Raw genomic sequence first — 24,285 nt, 5'->3', positions numbered from 1 at the left:
AAGGGGGCACCCCTCATTTTTGTTAGGTGACTGCCTCGCTGAACATAAGGATATCCCGACGTAGATGAAGCCGACATTACAGTTGCGTCTCGGTCAGTCCCTGACCATGACGCCACAATTACAACAAGCGATTCGTCTGCTCCAGCTCTCCACCCTGGAACTCCAGCAGGAAATTCAGCAAGCGCTCGACAACAACCCCTTGCTGGAGCAAGAGGAGAACGAGGCGCAGGAAACCAGTCAGACAGAGACACAGGACGCCAGTCAACTCGACTCCAGCGATGCCATGGCCCAGGAGAGCATGCCGGATGAACTGCCGGTGGACACCACCTGGGACGAGGTCTACTCGGCCGGTACGGCCCAGAGCGCAGGCCCCATCCATGACGGGGAAGACAGCGTCTATCAGGGGGAGACCACCGAGAACCTGCAAGACTACCTGCTGTGGCAGATGCGGCTCACCCCGTTCAGTGATGTGGATGCGGCCATCGCCCTTGCCATCATCGATGCCATCGACGAATCCGGGTATCTGACTGCCACCCTCGAGGATATTCAGGCTGCAGTCAGCAGCGAGGAGGTAGAAGTCGAACTGGATGAGATCGAAGCCGTGCTCAAGCGGGTGCAGCATTTCGATCCGGTCGGCATCGCCGCCCGTTCGGTGCAAGAGTGTCTGCTGATCCAGCTCGGCCAGTATTCGCCGGACCTGCCCTGGCTCGACGAAGCCAGAGAGGTGATCCGCGAACACATGGACCTGCTCGGCAATCGCGACTACCGCACCCTGGCTCGCAAGACCCGCCTCAAGGAGAGCGATCTCAAGGAGATGCTGGATCTCATCCAGCAACTGGAGCCCAGACCCGGCAACGGCATCATCCAGAGTGAATCCCAGTACGTGATCCCGGATGTGTCCGTGGTCAAGAAGGGCAGCAAGTGGGTGGTTGAACTCAATCCGGACTCTGCTCCGCGCATCCGTGTCAACGAGGCCTATGCGGCCATGGCGCGCAATGCTCGCAGCAGCACGGATACCCAGTTCATCCGTTCTCATTTGCAGGAAGCCAAGTGGTTCATCAAGAGCCTGGAGAGTCGTAACGACACCCTGCTCAAGGTGGCCAGCTGCATCGTCGAGCAGCAGCAGGGCTTTTTCGAGTACGGCGAAGAGGCCATGAAACCCATGGTACTCAACGACATCGCGGAAGCGGTGGAGATGCATGAGTCGACCATTTCACGGGTCACGACCCAGAAGTACATGCATACGCCCCGCGGCATCTTCGAACTGAAGTTTTTTTTCTCCAGTCATGTCAATACGGAGGGAGGAGGAGAGTGCTCATCGACCGCTATTCGTGCGCTCATCAAGAAGCTGGTGACGGCGGAGAACCCCGCCAAGCCGCTTAGTGATAGCAAGATCGCGGATTTGCTGGCCGAACAGGGTATTATGGTGGCGAGACGCACGATCGCAAAGTACCGTGAATCCTTGTTGATCCCGCCATCCAATCAGCGCAAACGCCTGGTTTAGGCAAACAAAAGGAAGACGTTATGCAAATCAACCTGACCGGACACCATGTCGAGATTACCGAAGCTCTGCGTGACTATGTGAACAACAAATTTGCCAAACTCGAGCGTCACTTTGACCATATCAACAACGTGCATGTGGTGTTGAGCGTCGAAAAACTGAACCAGATCGCCGAAGCCAAGCTGCATGTCAGCGGGGGAGAGGTGTTCGCCAATTCGCAGCATGCCGACATGTATGCGGCGATTGATACCCTGCTGGATAAACTGGATCGGCAGATCATCAAGCACAAAGATAAGTTAAATCAAAAATAACTATGCAACTTGAACACATACTGAGTCGGGACTGCACCAAGAGTGCGGTCCCTTGTACCAGCAAGAAACGCGCGCTCGAGATCATCAGTGAACTGGCCGCAGAGCGCCTCGGCGCTTCCCGCCAAGTCCTGTTTGAAAGCCTGCTGGCGCGAGAAAAGATGGGCAGTACCGGGATCGGAGCCGGTATCGCCATCCCCCACGGCCGGATTGACGACGCCTTCGCGCCGACCGCCGTGTTGATGACCTTCTCCGAGCCCATCCCTTTCGATTCTATCGACAATCAACCGGTTGACCTGCTCTTTGCATTGCTGGTGCCGGAAAGCGAGTGCAAGCAGCACCTCAAGACTCTTTCCCTGATGGCATCCAAACTGGCTGACAAGGCCGTCTGCCGCCAGCTGCGCCAGGCGACCAGCGACGAAGAACTCTATCAGATCATGACGTCGGCCTGAGGCCGGGTCTGACACAGCCACGTTGGCGTGAGGGGACAAGATGCAGTTAATAGTAGTAAGCGGTCGTTCGGGCTCCGGCAAGACGGTGGCCCTGAGGGTGCTCGAGGATCTCGGGTACTACTGCGTGGACAACCTGCCGGTCAACCTGCTGCCCCAGTTGATCGTGTCGGTGGAGAGCCAGTATGACAAGCTGGCGGTCAGCATCGACGTGCGCAACCTGCCTGCCCAGGCAGACAGGCTGGAGAACCTGCTGAGCCAGGTGCGCAACGAGGGGCGAGTCAAGTTTTCGAGCTTCTTCTTCGATGCGGACAACGCGACCCTGCTCAAACGCTACGGTGAGAGCCGCCGTCTGCACCCTCTGTCCCGCAACAAGCTTTCGCTGGACGAGGCGATCCGGGAAGAGACCCATCTGCTGGCACCGCTCTCCTCGACCGCCGACCTGCGCATCGACACCACCAACCTCAGCATTCACGATCTCAGCGAGCTCATCAAAACCCGGGTGCTCGGCAAGAAAGAGAACGAGCTGGTGCTGGTGTTCGAGTCATTCGGTTTCAAGTACGGCATTCCCAAGGATGCGGACTTCGTGTTCGATGCCCGTTTCCTGCCCAACCCGCACTGGATCCCGGAGCTCAAGCCCTTCACCGGAAAGGATGAGCCCGTGGCCAACTACCTCTCCAGCCAGCCGGATGTCATGCTGTTCATCCAGCAGATCGAGAATATGCTGGGGACCTGGTTGCCCCACCTGGAGCGCAACAATCGCAGCTATGTGACCGTCGGGATTGGCTGTACCGGCGGACAACACCGCTCGGTGTTCATCGCCGAGCGGCTGGCCAGCGCATTCCGGTTGCTTGGCAAGAACGTGCAGATCCGCCATCGCACGTTGGACAAGCGTTCAAACCCCGCCTGACAGATCCACAGGATGCTCAGATGACCGTTTCCGCCTCGGTAGAAGTCAAAAACAAGTTAGGCATTCACGCCCGACCGGCCATGATGCTGTTCGAGCTGGTGCAGGGGTTCGATGCCCACGTGCTGCTGCGCAACGAAGAGGGAGTCGAGGCCGACGCGGACAGCGTGATCGGCCTGCTGATGTTGGACTCCGCCCAGGGCAAACAGGTGGAGGTGCAGGTGGAGGGCCCCGAAGAGGTGGAGGCCCTGGCCGCCGTGGTGGCGCTGTTCACCTCGGGCTTCAATGAGGAGTAATACGCCTCGGCGTGCTCAAGGTGCGCTGCGAGCCAGCGCCTTGAAAGCGGCAAAATCCCGACAAGCCAGCAGACTTCTGCTGGCTTTTTCGTTCATCAGTGCCAGAAACAGATCATAAAGTCCCATGGCTTCCTCATAATCCGCCTTGGCGATGGCCAGCACGAAGATGAGGGTAGCGCTCTCGCCGTTTCCCCAATCGATCCCCTGGGGGGCCAGCACGGTATAGACCAGGGTGCGGCGCGCCAGCAGGCCGAGGGAGTGGGGCAGAGCGATGCCGTCCCCCAGCAGGGTGGAGACAATCCGCTCCCGCTCCTGCAAGGATCCCCGGAATCCGCTCTGCACCAGATCCTCCGCCTCAAGCTGGCTGCAGATGCGATCAAACAGCATCCCCTGGCTGATGGGTTCATCAAGCACCATGAAGTGGTCGGCATCGAAATACTTGTCGAGCAGATAGGGACGGGTGCGATCGACGAGCACCAGCTTGCCGAGCTGCTCCAGCTGGTATTGGGTCGGGAAGGGGGAGACCTGTACCACGGGAGCATTCTTCTCGCTCACCTTGAGGGTGCTGATGACGAAATCCTGCTCGACTCGCACCAGTCCCTCATAGTCCCGCACCGACTCCAGCGTGGTCAGCTGCAGTTGGGGGTATTCCCGCCGGATGCGTGCTTCCAGCACCCGGAAGGTGGCGTTGCCCGCATCGCACAGCAGCAGCGCCTGGGGGCGCCGGGTGTAACCGATGTCGTAGTGGCGCTCCAGGCCGACTCCGATGTGGATCACCAGGTAGCCGATCTCGTGGTGGGTCAATCGGTAGGGGGTCTGCCTGATCCACTCAGAGATGGCCGCCAGGGTGATGTCGTAGGCGAGGGGGTAATACTGCTTGATGTGGTCCGCCAGGGGATTGTGGCTACCAATCTGGTATTTGACCCGCAGCAGCATGGCGCCGATGTGGGTCTGCAGGTCGGCTCGCAATTGCGGGTCGCCGCGCAGGTCATAGGGGTAGTGCTGGTGGATGTAACCCAGCAGGTGCGCCGTCAGCTGCTCGCTCTCGGCCGCCATGGCCGGGCTGAGCAGGGGCGTCTCTGCAGTGAGGCGAGCCTGGATCTGGATGGCGAGACAGGCGATCTCTTCCTGCCCCGGTGAAGTCAGGGTCGGCAGCTCGGCATAGATGTCGCGGGCCACCACTGCCAGGGGCGGGGTGATGTCGTCGCTGGCAAACTGGCGCAACTCGTGACCAGACGCCTGGCGAAGCAGGGCGACGGCACAGTAGACGGTGACTTGCTGCAGGCTCTCGTCGGCCAGGCGCAGCTGATGGCGACCGAGTTGCTCGTGAATGTGGTTGCCCACTACCTCCAGCGTCTTGCTGGGGCAGAGGGTGGGCAACAGGCTCTGGAGCGGATGCTGGTGCAGCAGCTCCTGGCAGAGCAGTTGGGTGAGGCAGGCGCGGATCGCCATCTCGCTTCCCGCAATGCGCATCCCCACCCTGGGTTTGCTGTCGATGGTGAGCCCGAAGTGGGCGAGCCGCTCCCGCACCTCCGTCATGTCCCCTTGTAAAGCCGCCCGGCTTAGATACCAAGTGTCCGCCAGCTCGTCGAGTTTGATCCCCTGTTCCGCCGTCAGCAGCAAGACCTGGAGGTGCAGCACCCGCTCGCGGCTGGTGCGAGGCAGAGGGCTCTCCTGCCCCTGGGCGGCCAGCAGCGCATCGAACAGTCCCTGATTGTAGATCTTGAGCTGGTAACCGCTGCCCCGCTGATGGATCAGGTGGGCGCCCCGGGTGGCAATGAGCTCGTTCAGGGTCGCCACGTCGGTACGCACCGTGCGGGTGGAAACATTGAGACGGCGGGCCAGCTCCTCCTGTGGCAGAGGCTCGGCGTGAAGCAGGGCGAGCAGTTGCTGGAGTCTGGGGTGGGGCAGCTTGGTCATGAGGGGGTGAGGACTCCTGTCGCGCATGGTGGGTCGATGTTAACAAGGGGGTCATTAACAAGCCAGGCACCGCCCAGTGATCGGACCGGTGCCTGTGGGGTTGCTATGCCAGCAGTGCCTTCACCATGGCGAGGAGGGTACGCACATCCTCCGGCCGGGTCTGGCTGCTCTCGCTGTCGATGATGGAGCTGTAGACATGGGGGATCACCTTCTCGACTCCTGCCTCCAGCGCGATCCGCACTATCTCCTCGAAGTTCTCAAGATCGATGCCGCCGGTGGGCTCCAGCCAGAAGCCGTGTCGGGCACAGGCCTCGGCCACTGCCTGATACTCGGTGCGGCAGGCGAGTCCCCCCATGGGGAAGAACTTGACCGAGCTGCCGCCCATGTCCTTGAGCAGGGCAATGGCGGTGTCGATGGGGACGATGCCGTCAGCCTGCTGTGCGCTGAGGGGGCCAGTGGAGATCTTCACCATGCCGGGGATGCCGGTGGGGGAGACAAGGCCATTGACGAGGGTGTCAGCTTGACCGAGCAGCGCCCGGCTGGCCCCGACCCCGGTGAACACCTGATTGACATGCTGAGGCTGCAACTGGCGGGCCAGCTCGGCCACCATGGCGGACTGGCGCGGATCACCTGCTCCCAGCCCGATGGAGAGGGCGTTGTCGATAAGCTTGGCGTAGGCCTGCATGTCGGCGACGGCAGAGGGAATGTCCGGGTAGTTCTTGGAGAGCACACCGACCAGGACGTGGCCCTCGGAAGCCTCATAAATGTCGACGGCATTCTCTTTGGAACCTGCCAGCACGTTGAGGCAGACCCGATCGCGGTAGTAATTGGGGGTAAGAGACATCAGTTGTTCTCCTGAGCGAGGTGGGCAATGGCGGAGTGGATCTGGTCGAGCTGGGGCACGGTGACGCTGCGCACGTCTATCTCGATGTGCCCCTCGTTGGCCTTGTAGCTGCGGCAGTAGATGGCGGGGGTACCCTGTTGCAGACGGGAGACCACTTCCGCCGTGGTCATGCCGATCTGCTGGTGGTCGAAGGTGATGTCGGTGCGGGCGATGTCGCGCCCCGCGCTGTCCCACACCACCTTGGCGGTGACGCCGGGCAGCTGGTTGAGGCGCTCGATGAGGGGGGTCATCTTGGCGACCATGGCGGCGCCGCTCTCCTTCTCTTTGGCCAGATAGCGTTCGATGGCGTGAGTGAGGCCGAGGATCCCCTCCTTGCCCACCTTCATGGCACGGCCGATGCCGTTGGCCTGCTGCTTGACCCACTCCACATACTGACGTCTGCCGAGCACCAGGCCGCTGGTGGGCCCTTCGATGGCCTTGGCGCCGCTGTAGATGACCAGATCCGCACCCTGGTTGTAGTAGAGACGCAGATCCTCTTCGGCCGCTGCATCGACGATGAGCGGGATCCTGTGGGCCTTGGCCACCTCGGCCGCCTCGGCCACCGACAGAATGCTCTTCTGCACGCAGTGGTGGGACTTGATGTAGAGGATGGCGGCGGTATTGGCATTGATGGCGGCGGCCAGCTGGGCGGGTGAGCACTCGTTGGCGTAGCCTGCCTCCACCACCCTGCCGCCCCCCAGGTTGACCATGGTGCCGACGGGGGCACCAAAGTTCACGTTGTGGCCCTTGGGCAGCACGATGTCGCTCGGCACGTCGTGGGCATGAGCATGCAACTGCTCGAGGCGATAGGGGTCGCCGCGCACGAGCACGGCGGCCACCGACTGGGCGATGCCGGCGCTGGCGCAGGAGACCACTACCGCATCTTCAACACCCAGCAGTTCGGCCAGGTAGGCGCCGGTCTTGTTGACCAGATCCTTCACCTCGAAGTAGTGGCCGAGGCCGAAGTTGACCGCGTCGACCACCCCCTGCTCGGGGGTGGAGACGCCGAGAATGGTCATGCGCCCGGAGGCGTTGATCACCGGTTTGAGCCGGTATTTCTCATACACAGAAGGCATGGTGTGATTTCCCGTAGTGAGTCAGAACCAGTTCGCCGCCCACCAGGGCGGCGAGAGGGAGCAGTTGCCGGTCACCGCTGCGGGCGCCGGCCTCGGTATCGGTAAAGAGAGTGGGGCCGCAGCTCACCTCGAACAGGGTGATGTCTGCATCGGCGCCCATCTCGAGTCGCCCCTTGCCGGGCAGGCGCAGGGCATCGGCGGCCTGGTGAGTGACGCAGGCGAGCACCTGCTCCAGGGTCATGCCGATGGCGAAGAACTTCGACATCACGTGGGCAAGGCTGTAGACGGGCCCCTTGATGCGGTTCTTGCAGTAGATGTCTGAGCTGATGGTGTGGGGCAGGATGCCCTGGGCAATGGCCAGCTCTGCCACCTCGAAGCTGAAGCTGGCACCGCCATGGCCGATGTCGAGCAAGAGTCCTCGCCGCATCGCCTCGCGCACCGCCTGGCGCAGTTCGCCGGCCGGGGTCAGGATGCGGTTGGGCTTGCCGTTGAAGCAGTGGGTCAGCAGATCGCCCTCCCCCAGCAGGGCGACGATCTCGTCCAGATCCGGCGGCGTGTTGCCCACGTGCACCATCAGTGGCAGGTTGCCATTGGCCTGCTGGATCTGCTTGGCCATGCGCAGGGGTTGCAGACCGCTTTCACCCACCACGCTGCCGCTCATGCGCGCCTTGATGCCGACGATGAAGCCGGGATGGCGCCGGATGGCCGCTTGGGCGAGGACGGGATCGATGTCTGCCGGATCCGCCAGCTCGTTCTGACGCAGCAGACCGATGCGGGAGATGTTGAGCAGGGCATGCACCCGGGTCTTGCAGGTGGCGGCGAGACGCTGGAAGTCGTCCACATCGTCGGCTCCGGTGCTGCCGGCGTCGATGACGGTGGTGACGCCGGATTCCACGCCCACCTTGTCCGGCTCATCGTGATAGATGGGGGAGGCGGGGTAGCAGTGGGTGTGGCCGTCAATCCAGCCTGCGCTCACATGGACCTGCCCGCCCAGAGTGAGGGTATGCTTCGCCTCCGTGCTCTCTGGCAGCGAACCCAGCGCCGCTATCTTGCCATGCTTGATGGCGACGTCGACAAGCTGCCCGTTTCCCAGGCGTCCCGCCCTGATGATCATGTCGTACATGCTGATATCCCTCTTGGAGCCTGCTTGTGCTCTTACTGCGAGGCCGCTTCCAAGGCTCATGTGCTGCTCGCGTATTTGTAACCAGGAGTTCTCACGTCTATCCATACGCTCCGGCCCCTGCGCTGCTCTTCACCTTGCTGACGACCTTTCGCGGCAGAGCGCAAACAGGTTCTTGAATGCCGCCCAAGAGACGGCCTTGGATTAAGCCAGGGCGATGGGGAAGAAGGTCCCGAACAGCATGGCCCCCAGAATGGCGCCGCCCGTGATGGGCTTCTCCCAGATGTAGAACAGCAGGGCACCCAGCAGGGAGCCTATCCCGATGGGAATGGAGGCGCCCATGGCGGAGAGGATGATGAGGGGACCGAGGAAGCGGCCGGAGCTGTTGCCAGCCCCCATCATGACGTCCGCCCCGTAGGTGGAGTTGCTCTGGTTGATGGTGAACTTGCGCGCCAGGATGATCACGTAGCCGATGGCCATCCCAATCCCCATGCCGGTGATCAGGGAAGCGGTGAAGTTTTCCACCGGATAGATGATGCCGGCCCCCAGCAGCAGGGCGGGTACTCCGAGGCCGACTCCGGTCTGGATGGCGCCGCCGATGTCGAGGATCCCCACCAGGGAGCCCTCGATGATGCGGGCGAACAGGAAGCTGGCACCGAAGGCGGCGACTGCACCATAGGCCCCCGTGTCCATGCCGGCCTTGAGCATGGCAACGAAGGCCACCTCGTTGAAGGCGCCGACCCCGTAGAGGTAGAACATGTGGGTACCGGCGAAGACGCCGGAAGAGAGCAGACCGACAAAGATGGGGAAGGACCAGTCGGCATACCAGAAGTTGTTTCTCAGTTTCTCATCCATGGTGTGCACCCTTATTTGCCGCTCATGAGGTTGTGGACGTTTTCCAGCCACAGGGGAACGCCCAGGTGGAAGGATTCAATGAGTTTCATGTCAAAGCCGCGGAAGAAGCCGCTCAGCACGAACAACAGGACGATGGCACTCATCATCACCTTGGTGACGTGGTTCCAGCCGCTCTCTTCCACCCCCTTGCCGATCAGGATGCCAAGCACCAGGCCTGGTACCGCGTTGCCCATGATGAGCTGGGCCAGACCACCGAAGATGGTGGCCCAGAAGCCGGACTTCTTGCCTGCCTCGATGGCGGCCAGCCAGAAGATCACCGGCATGACGGTGTTGACCAGCAGGTTGGCGGCGGGCACCAGCACCTTGACCGCGGTCACCTGCAGGGCGGCAGGTACGGCGGCGGCCGTGCTGTTGAGGAAGGCGACCACGATGGCACCAATGATGCCGCAGGCGATGGCCATCTTTTTGGGATCATGGAGGGTGGTGGCGAGATCCCGGTTCTTGATCATCAGGGCCGCTGCACCCCAGTTCGGCAGGATGCGGTGATCCACGTCCTGGGTGAAGGCGCCGGCCGCGACCGTGGAGGCCCAGGCGTTGAAGAAGAAGCCCAGACCGAACGAGAAGTGGGATGCGGGGTCCCCTTCGCAGGAGTTGAGCTCGCCCAGGGTACGGAACGCGCCCATCCCCTGCACGGTCGGGGCGTGGAACATCCGCGCCGCGCCAGCCCCCACCCCGACGCCTACCAGGCCGCCGATGATGAGTGACTTCATCAAAATGATTAGAAACATCCAACTTGTCCTTTTGGTTGTGGGGTCAGGCCCGGGTGAAATCCACCTTGTCGACATCCAGGCTGGTGACCTTGACGGTGATCGCCAGCCGGACCCGGAACTCGTGGCGCTGGCGTGGCAGGAAGAAGAACAGGAACTTCTCCACCCGTACCGACTCCTCGGCCTCGAGCACCTCGACCTCGAGGGGTTCGATGCGCAGCATCACCTTGGGGCTCTCCTTGAGCAGGCTGGGTTGCACCTGGCTGAGGGCGGCGGCGAACGCCTGCTGGCGAGTCGCCCCCTTGCCGTTGACCGTGATCCGGGTGGTGAAGTGCTCTTTCATCAGGCGCGTCCGTGTTTCTTGGCGAAGGCTTCGATCAGCTTCTGGCCCAGCTCTTCCTTGTCCATGAAGCCGAAGCCCAGTACCACGCACCCCTCGTTGATGGCGGTGACACCCTCCTCGATGGATCGCATGCCGTAGCGGCACTTGTAGCCGTATTTGGTCTGGGCCGTGATGGCGCCCGCGCCACCGCTGCCGCAGAAGGAGATGCCAAGGTCGGCCTGCTCCTTGTTCATCACATCACCGAGCTTCATGTCGGCGGCCATGCCGGGGATGACGGTCACGGTGGCGCCGGCGGCTTCTGCGCCCGCCCCCACTTTCTGACCCTTGCCGAGACGATCTCCAATCACGAGTTTGATGGCAGTCATTTAGCTTTCTCCTTTTACTGAGCTGAGTTCGTTTTCTTTGGCCACTTCAAAATGGACGGACAAGAGGTGCGCCTCCTCGTAGGCGAGGCGGTCGAGCCAGGCGACGACCTGTTCGGCCAGGCGCAGGGAGAGGGGGGAGATCTCCTCGAACAGGCTGAGGTCGACCTCCGGCAGGGATTCCCCGCTGTAGGAGCGCCACACCATGGCCTTGACGTGGGAGGCCAGCATCTGCTGCTGCACGTCGTTGGGGCGTATGCCCTGATCCGCCAGCAGGTTGTGAATGCGGGCCAGGGTCAGGTCGGTCTTGCGCAGCAGTGCCGGGCTGTCCGGGGTCAGGGGGGCGTCATGGGTGTCGGTGTTCAAGGTCTGCTCTCCAGGCTGGCAGAAAAGATGGGATCACCATAAAGCGGAGGAGAGTGCGGGAGGAGGCAGGTTTTTTCCGATTCGAAGTGGAAATCCGGAGGGAAAGGCATCAAAAGAAGCCCTTTTGGCGATCAAGAAGAGGAAAGGAGCGGACTGGCGGCAAGGGAGTGTGATCGGTGGCGGGTTTTGACGGCGCTTTCGCCCGATCGTTTATTGGCGCAATGTGTGAGCTGTCTCACGCACAAGCGGGGCCGGAGGAAAGCGGGCACAAAAAAGGGCCCTGTCGGGCCCTGCGAGGATCCGCCTCTCAGGTGGCGGGTGCCGCACTGCTGGTCGGCAGGGTCTGATTCTGGTAGCGCAGGTCCTCTTCGATGATGACATCGACGTCCAGCGGCTTGCCGTTGCGGATCACCGAGATGGTGAGCTTGGTGCCGGGGCGGCTCTCTACGATCTTGTCCATGACAGGACGCACGCCGGTGATGGCCTCTCCGTTGATCTTGAGCAGCACATCCCCACGTTTGAGACCGGCCTTGGTGGCTGGGCCATTGGGATCCAGGCTCTCCACCACCAACCCCTGCAAGTCCCCCAGGTTCAGCATGCGAGCGACGATGGGATTGATCTCGACGCTGGAGATGCCGAGGTAGCCGCGGATGACCCGACCGTTGGCGATCAGCTCGTCCATGATGCGCTTGGCCAGCTTGTAGGGGATAGCAAAACTGATGCCATAGCTCTCTTGATTGCCGTTGAGGTGGTAGGCGGCGGTATTGATACCCACCAGATCGCCACGGCCATTGACCAGGGCGCCTCCGGAGTTGCCCTCGTTGATGGCGGCATCGGTTTGCAGCAGATCCTGTCTGCCATTGCTGTCCGGCCCCATGCTGGAGAGGCCGATACGCCCGGTGGCGCTGATGATGCCCTGGGTGATGGTCTGGCCGACGTTGTAGGGGTTGCCGATGGCGAGCACCACGTCTCCCACGTCCGGCAGACGATCCGGGTCCTGCGGGATCACCGGCAGGTTGTCCGATTCGATGTAGAGCACCGCCAGATCGGTCACCTTGTCGGTGCCGACCAGCTCTGCACTGAACACCCGACCATCTTGCAGGGCGACGATGATCTGGTCCGCATCGGCGATGACGTGATAGTTGGTGAGCACGTGACCGCGCTGGTTCATGATGACGCCGGATCCCAGCCCCTGGGGTCTGAGTTCGGCTTTTTCACCGCGATTGCCGGCGAAGCTGCGGGTGTAGATGTTGACGACGGCAGGGCCGGCGCGATGGGCCGCGTAGGAGAAGCTCAGCTCGCGGGCGTTGGTGATGAGGCCCGGCAGGGGAGCGCCGCCGCGAAAATCGGGGAACACCAGCAACAAAAGCGCAGCCATGGCGAGGCCAAAGCCGACGGACTTGCCCAAGTAGCTGATCAGAGGTGGGATTTTCATGTCTTTCTCGTCCGTACAGGCTGCGGGCAGAGAATAACATTATCGATGGATAAAAATCACCCGCGGCGGTTGCCGCGGGTGTGAGGGGCTTAACGGATCACCAAATAGAGCGAGGAGTCGCCGCGCTGAATGTTCAGCGCCAGGACTTCCGGCTTGTTTTTCAACACCTTGGTCAGTTCACCCATGGAGTTGATGCGCTGGCGGTTGACTCCGATGATGATGTCACCCTTCTGCAGGCCGGAGGCGGCTGCCGGTGAGCGGGGATCGATGTCGGAGACTGCCACGCCGGTCACGGGGTCCGTGATGGTGCTCAGCTTGGCCCCTTCCAGGGCCGGATGCAGGGCGCTGGCCAGGATCTCGCTGTCATCCGCCTTCTTCAGGGTGACCTTGACGGTCTGCTCCTTGCCGTCACGAATGAGGCCGAGCGAGACCTGCTTGTCGGCCCCCATGGTGGCGATTTTGGCACGCAGCTCGCCGAAGGAGCGGATGGGCTTGCCATCGATGCTGATGATGATGTCGCCTGCCTTGATGCCTGCCTTGGCGGCAGCGGAGTCAGGCATGACCTGGTTGACGAAGGCACCGTCCTTCTTGTTGTAGCCGAAGGTCTTGGCGATTTCGCTGGTGAGCTCGGTGCCGGTAATCCCCAGCTGGCCACGGCGCACTTCGCCGTATTTCACGATCTGCTCGGAGAGATCGCGCACCATGTTGGACGGGATGGCAAAGCCGATGCCGATGTTGCCGCCGTTGGGGCCCAGGATGGCGGTGTTGATGCCGATCAGCTCCCCGCGCAGGTTGAGCAGGGCGCCGCCCGAGTTGCCGGAGTTGATGGCCGCATCGGTCTGGATGAAGTTCTCCAGATTTTCGATGTTGAGGCCGCTGCGACCCAGGGCGCTGACAATGCCGGAGGTGACGGTCTGGCCCAGGCCGAACGGGTTGCCGATGGCCAGCGCGTAGTCACCGACTCTCAGCTCGTCGGAGTCGGCGAACTTGATCTGCACCAGATCCTCGGCCTTGATTTGCAGCAGGGCGATATCCGACTGTTTGTCTTCCCCTATTTTCTTGGCTGCATACTCACGGCCATCCTTCAGGTTGACCTTGATTTCGTCCGCCTCGTGGACCACGTGGGCGTTGGTGATCACGTAGCCTTTCTTGGCATCGATGATGACGCCGGAACCAAGCGCCTGGAAGGGCTGCTCGCTCACCTGCTCGTCAGGCATGTTGGGGCCGAAGAAGAAGCGGAATTGTTCCGGCAGGCGCTGGCGGGTGATCTTCTTGCCAGAGACGGAGATGTTGACCACGGCAGGGGTCACCTGCTCGAGGACGGGGGCCAGGCTCGGCATCTCCTGGTTGTTCGCCATCAGGGGCAGTGCGGCCTGCGCCGGTGCTGAGGACATGGCGATACCGACACTGAGGGCTAAGACACTGAATACAGAAAGAGATTTACGCATATGAGAAACAGCTCCCAGAAAAAGTTGCAGTGCAATCGTCAAGGTCTGACCACGATAAAGCGTAATTAGTTCAACCGACGATCAGCCCGGCTGCTTGAGCAGGCCGGACGCACCGGCGTAATCGCGGGGAGGAAGGCCCGGCTCCTCGCTGTTGGCGGCATCGCCTGTTTCTTCCACTTCGGGTTCGCGGAACAGTGGTTCCTGTACCTTGGCCAGGAACTTGCTCTGTTCCGCCATATGGCGATAAAGGGTCTGGTACTGTTCGGCCAGTTGCTCCATCAGGGCGGCGCTGTCGGCGAAGTGGGTGGTGATCTGCCCCTGGTAGCTTTCCAGCTCCTTGTGGGCTTTTTTCAGCTCCTGTTCCAGGCGTCCGGCATCCCGGCTACGGACAGAGAAGCGGCCGATCAGCACGCCGATGATCAGGGCGGCGATCGCCAGCAGGATCCCGTTAAACAGAGTCATAGAAGCTCCTTGTTACAGCTAACACGATGAATTTGAAGCGGTCGGATGGACCGCAACGCCTCGTTGGCACTATACCGTGCCCCCCGAGAGCGTGATACCATTTTGTCCCTCATTCAGGGACTTGGAGGCGGTTTACAGGATGACCCCGCAGCAAAAATATCAGCAGGATTTGCAGCGCCCCGGCTTTGTGGCCGATCCGGCCCAGGCCATGGCAGTCGCCCGCCTGGAGCGACTCTATCAGGATCTGTGCGCAAGCCCGACTCCGACCAGATCCCGTGGCCTGCTGGGTTGGCTGCAAAAGCCGAAAACCCGTGACCCCGTCCAGGGGTTATATATGTGGGGCGGTGTGGGCAGAGGCAAGACCTGGCTGATGGATACTTTTTTTGAGAGCCTGCCGGGGGGGCGCAAACTGCGCATCCACTTCCACCGTTTCATGCACCGTGTGCACGACGAGCTCAAAGGGCTGACCGGTCAGTCCGATCCGCTCAAGCTGATCGCCCGCAAGCTGGCCGACGAGACCGACGTCATCTGCTTCGACGAGTTTTTCGTCTCGGATATCACGGATGCCATGCTGCTCGGCACTCTGTTCCAGGAACTCTTTGGCCATGGCGTAGTGCTGGTGGCCACATCCAACATCCCCCCTCAGGATCTCTACCGCAACGGGTTGCAGCGTGCTCGCTTCCTGCCTGCCATCGCGCTTATCGAGCGTCACTGCGAGGTGATCAATGTCGATGGCGGTGTCGATTACCGGCTGCGAACCCTGGAACAGGCAGAGATCTATCACTTCCCGCTGGATGAGCAGGCCAGGAGCAACCTGGATCGTTATTTCAGCCAGTTGACCGGGACTGGGGCGGTGACTGCCGCCGCACTGGAAGTCAACCATCGCCAACTGAGTGCACTGGGCGTGGGGGAAGGGGTGCTTTATATGGAGTTTGAACAGCTGTGCTGTACTCCACGCTCCCAGGGCGACTACATCGAACTGGCCCGTGAGTTCCACACCGTCCTGCTGGCCAATGTGCAACCCATGGGCAGCGGCACGGATGACGCGGCCCGCCGCTTCATCGCCATGGTGGACGAGTTTTATGAGCGGCACGTCAAGCTCATCATATCGGCGGCGGTCCCCATGACCGGGCTCTATGGCGAAGGCCTGCTGAATTTCGAATTCAAGCGTTGCCTTTCAAGGCTTCAGGAGATGCAATCGCACGAATACCTTGCCAGAGTGCACCTTCCTTAGTCACAATACCGCGCCTGCCAGTCGGATGGGCATCTGCGGCAGGTAGGGCCGGGCGACATTTGCTAGCTTCATGGCAGTGAAATTAGCAGGTGATATTTAAGGCAACTTCACTTATAATCGCCCGGCCCACGTTACAGCTGTCGATAAGACAGCAACACTTTAAGCTTTACTTGTATTCGAAGGGGTACAGGTAGGCCATCGTTTGTTGTTTGTGGGAGAGCCCCCATAAGCAATTGGGTCTGTAACAGGTAATTGGGTTTAACTTAATGAAAACTTTCGTTGCCAAGCCAGAAACCGTAAAACGTGACTGGTACATTGTGGACGCAGAAGGTAAAACTCTGGGTCGTATCGCAACCGAGATCGCTGCTCGTCTGCGTGGTAAGCACAAAGCAGAGTACACTCCGCACGTTGACACCGGTGACTACATCATCGTTGTAAACGCTGAGAAGGTACACGTAACCGGTAAGAAATTTACCGACAAAATGTACCACGCTCACTCCGGTTTCCCGGGTGGTATCAAGTCCATCAGCTTCGACAAGCTGATTCAGCGTAAGCCGGAAATGGTAATCGAAGCTGCCGTCAAGGGCATGCTGCCGAAGGGTCCGCTGGGCCGTGCCATGTTCCGTAAGCTGAAAGTTTACGCAGGCGCAGAGCACGCTCATGCTGCTCAGCAACCTCAAGTACTGGATATCTAACGGGAACTGGCAACATGGCAGAAAATCAATACTACGGTACCGGCCGTCGCAAAAGCTCCACTGCTCGCGTATTCATCAAAGCGGGTAGCGGTAAAATCGTAATCAACCAGCGCTCCCTGGAGCAATACTTCGGCCGTCCGACTGCCCGCATGGTAGTTCGTCAGCCGCTGGAACTGGTCGAGATGACCGAGAAACTGGATCTGTACATCACCGTTAACGGTGGTGGCATCTCCGGTCAAGCTGGTGCGATCCGCCACGGTATCACTCGTGCTCTGATGCAGTACGACGAGACCCTGCGTTCCGAACTGCGTAAAGCTGGCTTTGTTACTCGTGATGCCCGTAAGGTTGAGCGTAAGAAAGTCGGTCTGCACAAAGCGCGTAAGCGTCCGCAGTACTCCAAGCGTTAATTCGCTTTTGGTACGCACTCTCAGGAGTGTCAAAAAAGCCTGGCAATTTGCCAGGCTTTTTTTATTGGTAATGTTACATGTGACAATGCTAAGCATACGTCACAAAAGACAAAAAATTGTGTATTTATTGTTTTTGCCCATCGACTCCCTTTCTTGTCAAATTGTTATCTTTTCTTTAAAATTTCCATGGTCTTTCTGTGTCAATTGCCACTCCGCTTCCATCGCAGTTGTCAGAGGGAGAGGAGAAGTAAACAGGGACACTATAAGAATGAGCGGAGTCCACATGGGAGAGTTTTTGGATGAGCAATGCGCCAGTTGATACCGGTCGCCGCAGATTTCTTACCTGGTCAACGGTTGCCGTTGGCGGTGTAGGAGCTGCTTTTACCGCAGTGCCGTTTATTAAGTCATGGAATCCGAGTGCCAAAGCCAAGGCGGCAGGCGCCCCGGTTGAAGTGGATATCAGCAAGCTGGAGCCGGGTCAGCTAATCCGCGTCGAGTGGCGTGGTAAACCGGTCTGGGTGGTGAAGCGCACCAAGCAGACGCTGGATGCTCTGGCTGCACACGATGACAAGCTGCGGGATCCTGCGTCAGACGAGCCACAGCAACCGGACTATGCCCACAATGGCTACAGATCCATCAAACCGGAAATCTTCGTGGCCGTTGGCATCTGCACTCATCTGGGATGCTCCCCTTCCTATCTGCCCGACAGCTTCGGCGAGCAGGTTCAAGGGGTAACTTCCGGCTTCTTCTGCCCCTGCCATGGCTCCAAATTCGACATGGCTGGTCGAGTGTTCCAGGGCGTCCCCGCACCGCTGAACCTGGTCATTCCGCCATACCAATTTCTTAGCGACACCACCATTCTGGTCGGTGCCGATGGCAAGGAGGCCTGACCATGTTTGCCAAACTCATGGGCTGGATCGATGATCGTTTCCCGCTCACGGCCATGTACAACGACCATATGGCCAAGTATCCGGCGCCCAAGAACCTGAACTTCTGGTACTTCTTCGGCTCGCTTGCCATGTTGGTGCTGGTCAACCAGATCATCACCGGCATCTGGCTGACCATGAACTACAACCCCTCGGCGGAAGGTGCCTTCGCTTCCGTGGAATACATCATGCGGGATGTGGATTACGGCTGGCTGCTGCGTTACATGCACTCAACCGGGGCATCCGCCTTCTTCATCGTTGTCTACCTGCACATGTTCCGCGGCATGATCTACGGCTCTTACCAGAAGCCAAGGGAACTGCTGTGGATCTTCGGCATGCTGATCTTCCTGGTACTGATGGCCGAGGCCTTCATGGGTTACCTGCTGCCCTGGGGGCAGATGTCGTTCTGGGGGGCCCAAGTCATCATCTCGCTGTTCGGTGCCATCCCCGTTATCGGTGACGATCTGACCCTGTGGATCCGGGGGGACTATGTCATCTCGGGTGCAACCCTGAACCGCTTCTTTGCCCTGCACGTCATCGCTCTGCCGCTGGTGCTGGTGATGCTGGTGGCCATGCATATCCTGGCGCTGCACGAGGTGGGCTCCAACAACCCCGATGGTATCGACATCAAGAAGCACAAGGACGAGAACGGCTGGCCACTGGATGCGGTCGCGTTCCACCCCTATTTCACCGTGAAGGACATGATCGGGGTAGCCGGTTTCCTGTTCTTCTTCTGTGCCATCATCTTCTTCAAGCCGGATATGTGGGGCTATTTCCTCGAGAAACCGAACTTTGAGGTGGCCAATGGCCTGAAGACACCGGCGCATATCGCCCCGGTCTGGTACTTCACTCCCTTCTACGCCATCCTGCGTGCGGTGCCTGACAAGCTGCTGGGGGTCATCATGATGGGCCTCTCCATCGTGGTGCTGTTCCTGTTGCCCTGGCTGGATCGCTGCAAGGTGCGCTCGGTGCGTTACCGCAGCACCCTGCACAAGCTGAACATCGCCCAGTTCGTGGTCTGCTTCATTATCCTGGGGGTGCTGGGCGTGCTGCCATCAACCCCGACCCTGACGCTGATTGCACAACTCTGTACTCTGGGTTATTTCGGATTCTTCGTCCTGTTGTTCTTCTACAGCAAGAATGAGAACACCAAGCCGCTGCCGGAGAGGGTGACATTCAAATGAAAAGAATAATTTTTGCAGTGCTGGCCCTGCTGCCTGGTCTGGTGTTGGCCTCTGGCGGTGGCTTCCCTCTCGACAAGGCGGAGTACGATCTGAGTGACAAGGCATCCCTGCAACGGGGGGCCGCCACCTTCATGAACTACTGTGCCGGCTGTCACTCCACCCAGTACCAGCGTTATAACCGGGTGGCGGCCGACATCGGCATTCCGGACGATCTGATGAAGGAGAACCTGGTCTTCACCGGCGCCAAGATCGGCGATCTGATGAAGAGCGCCATGTCCGAGAAGGATGCTGCGCGCTGGTTCGGCGCGCAGCCCCCCGACCTGACCCTGGTTGCCCGGGTGCGTGGTGCAGACTGGATCTACACCTATCTGCGTTCCTTCTACGTGGACGAGACCCGTCCATTCGGGGTGAACAACGCCGTCTTCCCGTCCGTGGGTATGCCCCATGTGCTGGAGCCGTTGCAGGGGACGCCCCGCGCCGAGTTCGAGACGCACACCCTGGATGGCGTGGAGATGCAGCAAGTCGTCAGCATCAAATCTGACGGCAACGGTGAAATGAACAACGAAGAATATGATCAGACGGTACTGGATCTGGTAAACTTCTTGGTCTACTCGGCTGAGCCGGTGCAGCAGGAGCGCGAACGCATGGGCTTCTGGGTACTCGGATTCATCGCTATCTTCTTCATCTTCACTGTGCTGTTGAAGAAGGAATTCTGGCGCGACGTTCACTAAGCGACCAGATCGGAGTAATATGACGCACGGCAATGAAGACAGACATGCTTCATTGCCGTTTCTGCTTTTTAATGACGGGAGGGTTCAATGGCTGTAGCTGCCAATAAGCGTTCGGTAATGACGCTGTTTTCCGGTGCCAACGATATGTTCAGCCATCAGGTGCGTATTGTCCTGGCGGAGAAGGGTGTTAGCGTGGATATCTGCCAGGTTGATCCTGCCAACCTGCCGGATGAGCTGGCCGAGCTGAACCCGTACAACACTGTACCGACTCTGGTGGATCGCGAGCTGGCGTTGTACACCTCGCGCATCATCATGGAGTATCTGGACGAGCGTTTCCCGCATCCGCCCCTGATGCCGGTTTATCCGGTCGCGCGCGGCAACAGCCGTTTGATGATGCACCGCATCGAGCTGGACTGGTACTCTCTGGCCGACAAGATCATGGCGGGCACCGATACCGAAGCCGCCCGTGCCGAGTTGCGCGACAACCTGCTGGCCATCGCCCCCATCTTCGGCGAGATGCCCTACTTCATGAGCGAAGAGTTCGGTCTGGTCGACTGCTACATGGCGCCGTTGCTGTGGCGTCTGCCGAGCCTGGGCATCGATTTCACCGGCCGTGGCGCCAAAGAGCTGAAGGCTTACATGGTACGCCTGTTCGAGCGTGAATCCTTCCAGGCTTCCCTGACCGAGGCCGAGCGCGAGATCCGTGCCGGCGTATGAGCATGGAACCGACAATGACACCCAGTCGCCCGTATCTGCTGCGGGCGTTTTTTGACTGGTTGCTGGATAACGATCTGACACCCCATCTGGTGGTCAATGCCAACATTCCCCATGTGATGGTACCGATGCAGTTCGTGCAGGATGGCCAGATTGTTCTGAACATCGCCCCCCGGGCCGTGGGCCAGTTCCACATGGACAATGACGCTGTCAGCTTCAGCGCCCGTTTCGGTGGCGTATCGCAGCAGGTCTATATCCCCATGGCGGCCGTACTGGCCATCCATGCCAGGGAGAACGGAGTGGGGACCCTGTTCCCGCCGGAGCCCGGGTATGACCTCTGGCTGGAACAGGCACAGACACCAACGTCGGTTGACCCCGAGCCGGAACCACCGCGCCCGAGCGGTCGCCCGACCCTGAAAGTCATCAAATAAAAAACGCAGCCTGAAGGCTGCGTTTTTTCATCCTGCCAGATGGTCAATTCTGGGCAAACTCGAAGGCTTTGATCACCTGCTTAACGCCACTGACGTGGCGGGCGATTTCCACGGCCTGATCCCCTTCCTGGCGGGTGACCAGCCCAATGAGGAACACCTCGCCATTCTCGGTGACAACCTTCACCTTGGCGCTGTCGAAGTTCTTGGTGCCCAGCATGTCGGCCCGCACCTTGGAGGTGATCCAGGTGTCATTGCTGCGCACGCCGATACTGACTGGTTTGCCAAGGCGCAGCTCGTTGTAGACATGGCGAACCCCTTCAATCCGGCTCACGATTCTGCCCGCTTCCTGTTTGTAAGCGTCAGAGGGTGTCTGACCCACCAGCAGCACACGGCCGTTGTTGCTGTAGACACTGATCTTGCTGGCGGCGCTCAGGGGCTTGTTGTCGGCCAACAGGTTGGCGGCTTTCAGCTCTATGGTCTGATCGTCCCACTGGGCACCCAGGGTGCGGCGATCGCCGCTCGCCTTGGCGGTGCCAGCCGCGCCACCGACCACCACGGCAGCACAGCCTTGCAGCAGCAGGACGCCGGTCAGCAGGGCAAGAGCGAGAATAGGCTTCTTCATGGTTTCAGTCTTCCTGTTGCGGGAAAAGTGTCTGGTCGATGAGATCACAGAGACAGTGCAGGGTCAACAGGTTCACTTCCAGAATACGAGGACGGCGAGCGGAAGGAACGCGGATCTCCACGTCATTGGGGCCCAGCAGACCGGCGATCTCTCCCCCGTCTCCGCCACCGAGCACAATGATGGTCATGTCGCGGGAGAGGGCGGCCTCCGCAGCCTTGATGAGGCTGCGGCTGTTGCCTGTCGTGGTGATGACCACCAGGATGTCGCCTGGTTGTCCCAGAGCACGTATCTGTTTGGCATAGACCTCTTCGAAACCGTGATCCGTGGCGATGGCGCTGATGGTCGCCATGTCGGGCGTCAGGGCGAGACCGGGCAGGGAGGGGCGAGGAGTTTCATAGCAGTTCACCAGTTCGGAAATGAACAGCTGTGCCAATGCCGAGGAGGGACCATTGCCACATGCCATCACCTTGTGGCCATTGAGCAGGCAGATGGTCAGCATCTGGGCTGCCGTATGGATGGCATCCGGCAGTGCTTCGGCGGCAGCTATCTTGGTCTGGATGCTTTCGGTGTAATTCTCTTTGATGGGATCAGTCATGGGGTCCTCTTAAAACGCGTTCTGGATCCAGTCCGGCTGGTCGCCCTCGAACGCGATCACATCGAATCGACAGGCCTGGTTGGCCTCATTGATGGCATGTTGCTTGAAATAGTGGCGCGCGGCCAGCACGATCTTGTGCTGCTTGCGCCGGGTGACCGAGCTGGCTGCACCGCCATGGGTGGCGTTGGCGCGATATCTCACTTCAACGAACACCAGGGTATCCCCCTGGCGCATGATGAGATCGATCTCGCCGCCACGGCAGCGGTAGTTGCGGGTCACGGGTTGCAGGCCTCGGGCCTGCAACCAGTGTTCCGCTATTTGCTCAAAGTGTTGTCCCTTGCTCGTCGCTGCCGACGGCAACAGGTTCAACCACTGCTGGTGAAGTTGTGTCAGTAGCCTCTTCATGAGTCGCATCCTCCAGCTGGGGGGCGGCGCTGTCGCTGACCAGCCTGCCATTCTGGTAGGTGGCCCAGTCCAGCATGCGCACTATGTTGCCCTGGGGATCCACGCTCAGCTGGCCACTCATGCCGGGTTGCTGCATAGCATTGACCTTGCGCATTTGCGGCAGGTTGCCTGCCAGGCTGACGGCATCGTAGCCGAGGGCGAACAGGCGCAGCAGGTCGCCCTGGGTCTGGGGCCAGAGCAGGGCAATCTGTTCACGCTGCGTCTCGAAGCCACCCAGCAGCAGTGGCATGTCGGAGATATGCATGCCGTTGAGCTCGGAGGCTACCTCGGTCGTCCCGCCGTCGTATCCCCGAGAGCTGCTGTAGATGGGCAGGCTGCCCATGGGGTTGACCGAGATGTCCACATAGGGCTTGATCATCCGGGTCTCCAGGCTGTTGGCCACCACATAGACGGCGTCGATGCTGCGCGGCGCGGCATCGGACAGCTGGACAATCTCCCCGGCTCGTGCGGTGGAACGGCCGCTCAGAGCGTTCTTGACCATGCCCTGCACTTCGTTGCGTGCCCCGAAGGTGGCAACCACGGGCTTCTCCTGGCTGACGCCGGCCCAGGCCTGTTCAAACGCCTTGATACTGCTGTAGCCAATCCGGCCTTGTGCCGCGATCAGCAGCGGCTTGCGGTAGCCCTGACCATAGAGGTACTGGGCCGCCTGGCTCGCATCGGCAGCGGCGGAGAGCGAGAAATAGAAGGTGTTGTCGTTGACGATCGGCTTGTCCAGCTCGTTGAGCGCCAGTACCGGCACGGTCGGATTCGACTTGAGCAGCTCCTCCACCTGATCCTTGAGCAGGGGGCCGATGATCATGTTGGCCCCTTCCTGAATCGCCTGCTTGTAGAGGTCCCCCATTGCCTTGCCCTGGGTATCGTAGAAGTTCAGGGTGAACTGGCTCTGATTTTCCTTGTAGGACATCAGCATGCCGTTGCGGATGGCGGCGCCCTGGGCTTCCAGGTTGCCGGAGAGCGGCAGGAAGACGGCGATCTGCTGCAGCGAACCGTTGTCCGTGATAGCGAGATCCCCAAGGCCGGCCGGCATGTCGCTCTGGGCAGGGTGGTTAGGGAAGCTCTGCTTCCAGCCGGCAAGCTGGCGGGCCAGCTGGCTCGGCTGTGCCCCGAACTCGTTCACCAGCGCCGCAAGACGCAGCCAGCCGGTGGTCACATCGGGAGCTGGCTCCTCTTCGAGCGCCTGCAGGGTGGAGGGGGTCATGCTTTTCAGCAGTGACCAGATCTGCTGGTGATTGGTGGCCAGCTCATTCTTGGCTAGATAAGGTTCCAGCAGGATCAGCGACTTGGCCGCACCAAACTTGTTGTTGATGTCGAGCTGCAGCACCACGCGCTGGCGGTACCAGTCCTTCTGGGTATCGGCATCCAGCACGACATCCGGCTTGCCTTCCAGCAGGATCAGCGCCTGGTTGGCGTTGCCCTGGGCTAGCAGCAGGTGTGCCTGCAGCAGTTGCAACTGCGCCTGCTGCTCCGGGCTCTTCGCCTGCTTCTGCAACTGCTGATACAGGGCGGCAGCCGGTTTGGCCTGGCCGAGCGCCAGATAGCTGCGCGCCGCCATCATCTGCCACACGAAGGCCTCTGCCGGTTTGGCGGGATCCACCTGCTCCAGATACCACTGGGCATTTTTGGTCAGATCCGAGAAGGCTGACGGCATGCCGGGTTGTCCGGAAGATTGATTGGGCTCCGACGCACAGGCGGCGAGCAGGACTGCCGCGAGTAGGATGCCGAAGAGTCGTGATACACTTAGCTGCTTTATAACCCGGTTCAAGTTCATTCCCCGACCAGTGTT

Annotated in this window: 29 protein-coding genes; 13 read left to right on the top strand and 16 right to left on the bottom strand. The window is 60.3% G+C overall.

What is annotated here, in order from left to right; genetic code table 11:
• Window positions 1-64: 64 nt before the first annotated feature.
• Genes HKD46_RS04600 through npr form a run of 5 tightly spaced genes read left to right on the top strand, consistent with a single transcriptional unit; the run spans window position 65 to window position 3,461 of the window.
• Window positions 65-1,504 carry an RNA polymerase factor sigma-54 gene (locus tag HKD46_RS04600; RefSeq protein WP_171864965.1) on the top strand — a complete coding sequence of 480 codons (1,440 nt, stop codon included), beginning with the start codon at window positions 65-67 and terminating at the stop codon, window positions 1,502-1,504.
• Window positions 1,505-1,524: 20 nt separating this feature from the next.
• On the top strand, window positions 1,525-1,812 hold the full coding sequence (gene hpf / locus HKD46_RS04595) for a ribosome hibernation promoting factor (protein ID WP_005305957.1): 288 nt from the start codon (window positions 1,525-1,527) through the stop codon (window positions 1,810-1,812).
• Between the two features lie 2 nt (window positions 1,813-1,814).
• A complete protein-coding gene (gene ptsN / locus HKD46_RS04590; protein ID WP_103858763.1) occupies window positions 1,815-2,261 on the top strand; it encodes a PTS IIA-like nitrogen regulatory protein PtsN in 447 nt (148 codons plus the stop codon).
• Window positions 2,262-2,301: 40 nt separating this feature from the next.
• On the top strand, window positions 2,302-3,168 hold the full coding sequence (rapZ, locus tag HKD46_RS04585; RefSeq protein ID WP_010675869.1) for an RNase adapter RapZ: 867 nt from the start codon (window positions 2,302-2,304) through the stop codon (window positions 3,166-3,168).
• Between the two features lie 20 nt (window positions 3,169-3,188).
• The gene (gene npr / locus HKD46_RS04580; protein WP_010675868.1) at window positions 3,189-3,461 is read left to right on the top strand and encodes a PTS phosphocarrier protein NPr; all 273 of its coding nucleotides are present in this window, start codon (window positions 3,189-3,191) and stop codon (window positions 3,459-3,461) included.
• 15 nt (window positions 3,462-3,476) lie between these two features.
• Here the strand turns inward: npr and HKD46_RS04575 are convergent, their stop codons facing one another.
• From HKD46_RS04575 to HKD46_RS04520, 12 genes are all read right to left on the bottom strand, one after another.
• Window positions 3,477-5,381, bottom strand: coding sequence for a transcription antiterminator (locus HKD46_RS04575; protein WP_103858762.1), 1,905 nt, complete (start codon window positions 5,379-5,381; stop codon window positions 3,477-3,479).
• A gap of 103 nt (window positions 5,382-5,484) precedes the next feature.
• On the bottom strand, window positions 5,485-6,225 hold the full coding sequence (dagF, locus tag HKD46_RS04570; RefSeq protein WP_171864964.1) for a 2-dehydro-3-deoxy-phosphogluconate aldolase: 741 nt from the start codon (window positions 6,223-6,225) through the stop codon (window positions 5,485-5,487).
• Window positions 6,225-7,340: a DgaE family pyridoxal phosphate-dependent ammonia lyase gene (locus tag HKD46_RS04565; protein WP_171864963.1), complete on the bottom strand. Its 1,116-nt coding sequence runs from the start codon at window positions 7,338-7,340 to the stop codon at window positions 6,225-6,227. The genes dagF and HKD46_RS04565 overlap by 1 nt, the downstream gene beginning before the upstream one ends.
• Complete coding sequence (locus HKD46_RS04560; RefSeq protein WP_053288088.1) at window positions 7,324-8,463, bottom strand: amidohydrolase/deacetylase family metallohydrolase; 1,140 nt, start codon at window positions 8,461-8,463, stop codon at window positions 7,324-7,326. The genes HKD46_RS04565 and HKD46_RS04560 overlap by 17 nt, the downstream gene beginning before the upstream one ends.
• 201 nt (window positions 8,464-8,664) lie before the next feature.
• Window positions 8,665-9,315 carry a DUF4310 family protein gene (locus tag HKD46_RS04555; RefSeq protein WP_041214029.1) on the bottom strand — a complete coding sequence of 217 codons (651 nt, stop codon included), beginning with the start codon at window positions 9,313-9,315 and terminating at the stop codon, window positions 8,665-8,667.
• An 11-nt stretch (window positions 9,316-9,326) separates the two neighbouring features.
• A complete protein-coding gene (locus tag HKD46_RS04550; protein ID WP_010675862.1) occupies window positions 9,327-10,103 on the bottom strand; it encodes a DUF4311 domain-containing protein in 777 nt (258 codons plus the stop codon).
• A gap of 25 nt (window positions 10,104-10,128) precedes the next feature.
• The gene (locus HKD46_RS04545; RefSeq protein WP_041211841.1) at window positions 10,129-10,425 is read right to left on the bottom strand and encodes a DUF4312 family protein; all 297 of its coding nucleotides are present in this window, start codon (window positions 10,423-10,425) and stop codon (window positions 10,129-10,131) included.
• Window positions 10,425-10,790 (bottom strand): SFCGS family glycine-rich protein, encoded by a 366-nt coding sequence (locus tag HKD46_RS04540; RefSeq protein WP_010675860.1) that lies wholly within the window; start codon window positions 10,788-10,790, stop codon window positions 10,425-10,427. Before HKD46_RS04540 ends, HKD46_RS04545 begins: the two co-directional genes overlap by 1 nt.
• Window positions 10,791-11,153 carry a transcriptional regulator gene (locus HKD46_RS04535; RefSeq protein WP_010675859.1) on the bottom strand — a complete coding sequence of 121 codons (363 nt, stop codon included), beginning with the start codon at window positions 11,151-11,153 and terminating at the stop codon, window positions 10,791-10,793. It abuts the gene before it with no gap.
• A 307-nt stretch (window positions 11,154-11,460) separates the two neighbouring features.
• On the bottom strand, window positions 11,461-12,588 hold the full coding sequence (gene degS / locus HKD46_RS04530) for an outer membrane-stress sensor serine endopeptidase DegS (protein WP_171864962.1): 1,128 nt from the start codon (window positions 12,586-12,588) through the stop codon (window positions 11,461-11,463).
• Between the two features lie 89 nt (window positions 12,589-12,677).
• A complete protein-coding gene (locus HKD46_RS04525; RefSeq protein WP_029314844.1) occupies window positions 12,678-14,036 on the bottom strand; it encodes a Do family serine endopeptidase in 1,359 nt (452 codons plus the stop codon).
• A gap of 81 nt (window positions 14,037-14,117) precedes the next feature.
• The gene (locus HKD46_RS04520; RefSeq protein WP_010675856.1) at window positions 14,118-14,498 is read right to left on the bottom strand and encodes a YhcB family protein; all 381 of its coding nucleotides are present in this window, start codon (window positions 14,496-14,498) and stop codon (window positions 14,118-14,120) included.
• 139 nt (window positions 14,499-14,637) lie between these two features.
• On the opposite strand from HKD46_RS04520, the gene zapE reads away from it, so the two are divergent.
• From zapE to HKD46_RS04480, 8 genes are all read left to right on the top strand, one after another.
• Window positions 14,638-15,732, top strand: a complete 1,095-nt coding sequence (gene zapE / locus HKD46_RS04515; RefSeq protein WP_124243708.1) for a cell division protein ZapE — start codon at window positions 14,638-14,640, stop codon at window positions 15,730-15,732.
• A 266-nt stretch (window positions 15,733-15,998) separates the two neighbouring features.
• Window positions 15,999-16,427 (top strand): 50S ribosomal protein L13, encoded by a 429-nt coding sequence (gene rplM / locus HKD46_RS04510; protein ID WP_005336289.1) that lies wholly within the window; start codon window positions 15,999-16,001, stop codon window positions 16,425-16,427.
• Window positions 16,428-16,441: 14 nt separating this feature from the next.
• Window positions 16,442-16,834 carry a 30S ribosomal protein S9 gene (gene rpsI, locus HKD46_RS04505; RefSeq protein ID WP_005336286.1) on the top strand — a complete coding sequence of 131 codons (393 nt, stop codon included), beginning with the start codon at window positions 16,442-16,444 and terminating at the stop codon, window positions 16,832-16,834.
• Window positions 16,835-17,133: 299 nt separating this feature from the next.
• Window positions 17,134-17,724 carry a ubiquinol-cytochrome c reductase iron-sulfur subunit gene (gene petA / locus HKD46_RS04500; protein ID WP_010675854.1) on the top strand — a complete coding sequence of 197 codons (591 nt, stop codon included), beginning with the start codon at window positions 17,134-17,136 and terminating at the stop codon, window positions 17,722-17,724.
• A gap of 2 nt (window positions 17,725-17,726) precedes the next feature.
• On the top strand, window positions 17,727-18,944 hold the full coding sequence (locus HKD46_RS04495; RefSeq protein ID WP_010675853.1) for a cytochrome bc complex cytochrome b subunit: 1,218 nt from the start codon (window positions 17,727-17,729) through the stop codon (window positions 18,942-18,944).
• A complete protein-coding gene (locus tag HKD46_RS04490; RefSeq protein ID WP_161469871.1) occupies window positions 18,941-19,675 on the top strand; it encodes a cytochrome c1 in 735 nt (244 codons plus the stop codon). The genes HKD46_RS04495 and HKD46_RS04490 overlap by 4 nt, the downstream gene beginning before the upstream one ends.
• Before the next feature lie 87 nt (window positions 19,676-19,762).
• Window positions 19,763-20,392 carry a stringent starvation protein SspA gene (sspA, locus tag HKD46_RS04485; RefSeq protein WP_039040485.1) on the top strand — a complete coding sequence of 210 codons (630 nt, stop codon included), beginning with the start codon at window positions 19,763-19,765 and terminating at the stop codon, window positions 20,390-20,392.
• Window positions 20,389-20,820, top strand: a complete 432-nt coding sequence (locus tag HKD46_RS04480) for a ClpXP protease specificity-enhancing factor (RefSeq protein WP_029314842.1) — start codon at window positions 20,389-20,391, stop codon at window positions 20,818-20,820. Before sspA ends, HKD46_RS04480 begins: the two co-directional genes overlap by 4 nt.
• A 43-nt stretch (window positions 20,821-20,863) precedes the next feature.
• Here HKD46_RS04480 and dolP read toward each other — a convergent pair whose 3' ends face one another.
• The 4 genes from dolP to HKD46_RS04460 are packed head-to-tail and all read right to left on the bottom strand — an operon-like array spanning window position 20,864 to window position 24,150.
• Window positions 20,864-21,442, bottom strand: coding sequence for a division/outer membrane stress-associated lipid-binding lipoprotein (dolP, locus tag HKD46_RS04475; RefSeq protein ID WP_010675849.1), 579 nt, complete (start codon window positions 21,440-21,442; stop codon window positions 20,864-20,866).
• 4 nt (window positions 21,443-21,446) lie between these two features.
• Window positions 21,447-22,037 carry an SIS domain-containing protein gene (locus HKD46_RS04470; protein WP_010675848.1) on the bottom strand — a complete coding sequence of 197 codons (591 nt, stop codon included), beginning with the start codon at window positions 22,035-22,037 and terminating at the stop codon, window positions 21,447-21,449.
• Window positions 22,038-22,046: 9 nt separating this feature from the next.
• Window positions 22,047-22,442, bottom strand: a complete 396-nt coding sequence (locus HKD46_RS04465; RefSeq protein ID WP_161469872.1) for a YraN family protein — start codon at window positions 22,440-22,442, stop codon at window positions 22,047-22,049.
• Window positions 22,360-24,150, bottom strand: a complete 1,791-nt coding sequence (locus HKD46_RS04460) for a penicillin-binding protein activator (RefSeq protein ID WP_235673798.1) — start codon at window positions 24,148-24,150, stop codon at window positions 22,360-22,362. The genes HKD46_RS04465 and HKD46_RS04460 overlap by 83 nt, the downstream gene beginning before the upstream one ends.
• Window positions 24,151-24,285: the final 135 nt, after the last annotated feature.

Origin of the sequence: Aeromonas sp. TW 6, assembly GCF_013168745.1 — a bacterium.
GTDB lineage: Bacteria > Pseudomonadota > Gammaproteobacteria > Enterobacterales > Aeromonadaceae > Aeromonas > Aeromonas caviae.
The sequence above is the reverse complement of the archived record's forward strand: the minus strand, read 5'-3'. Positions and strand labels throughout refer to the sequence as shown.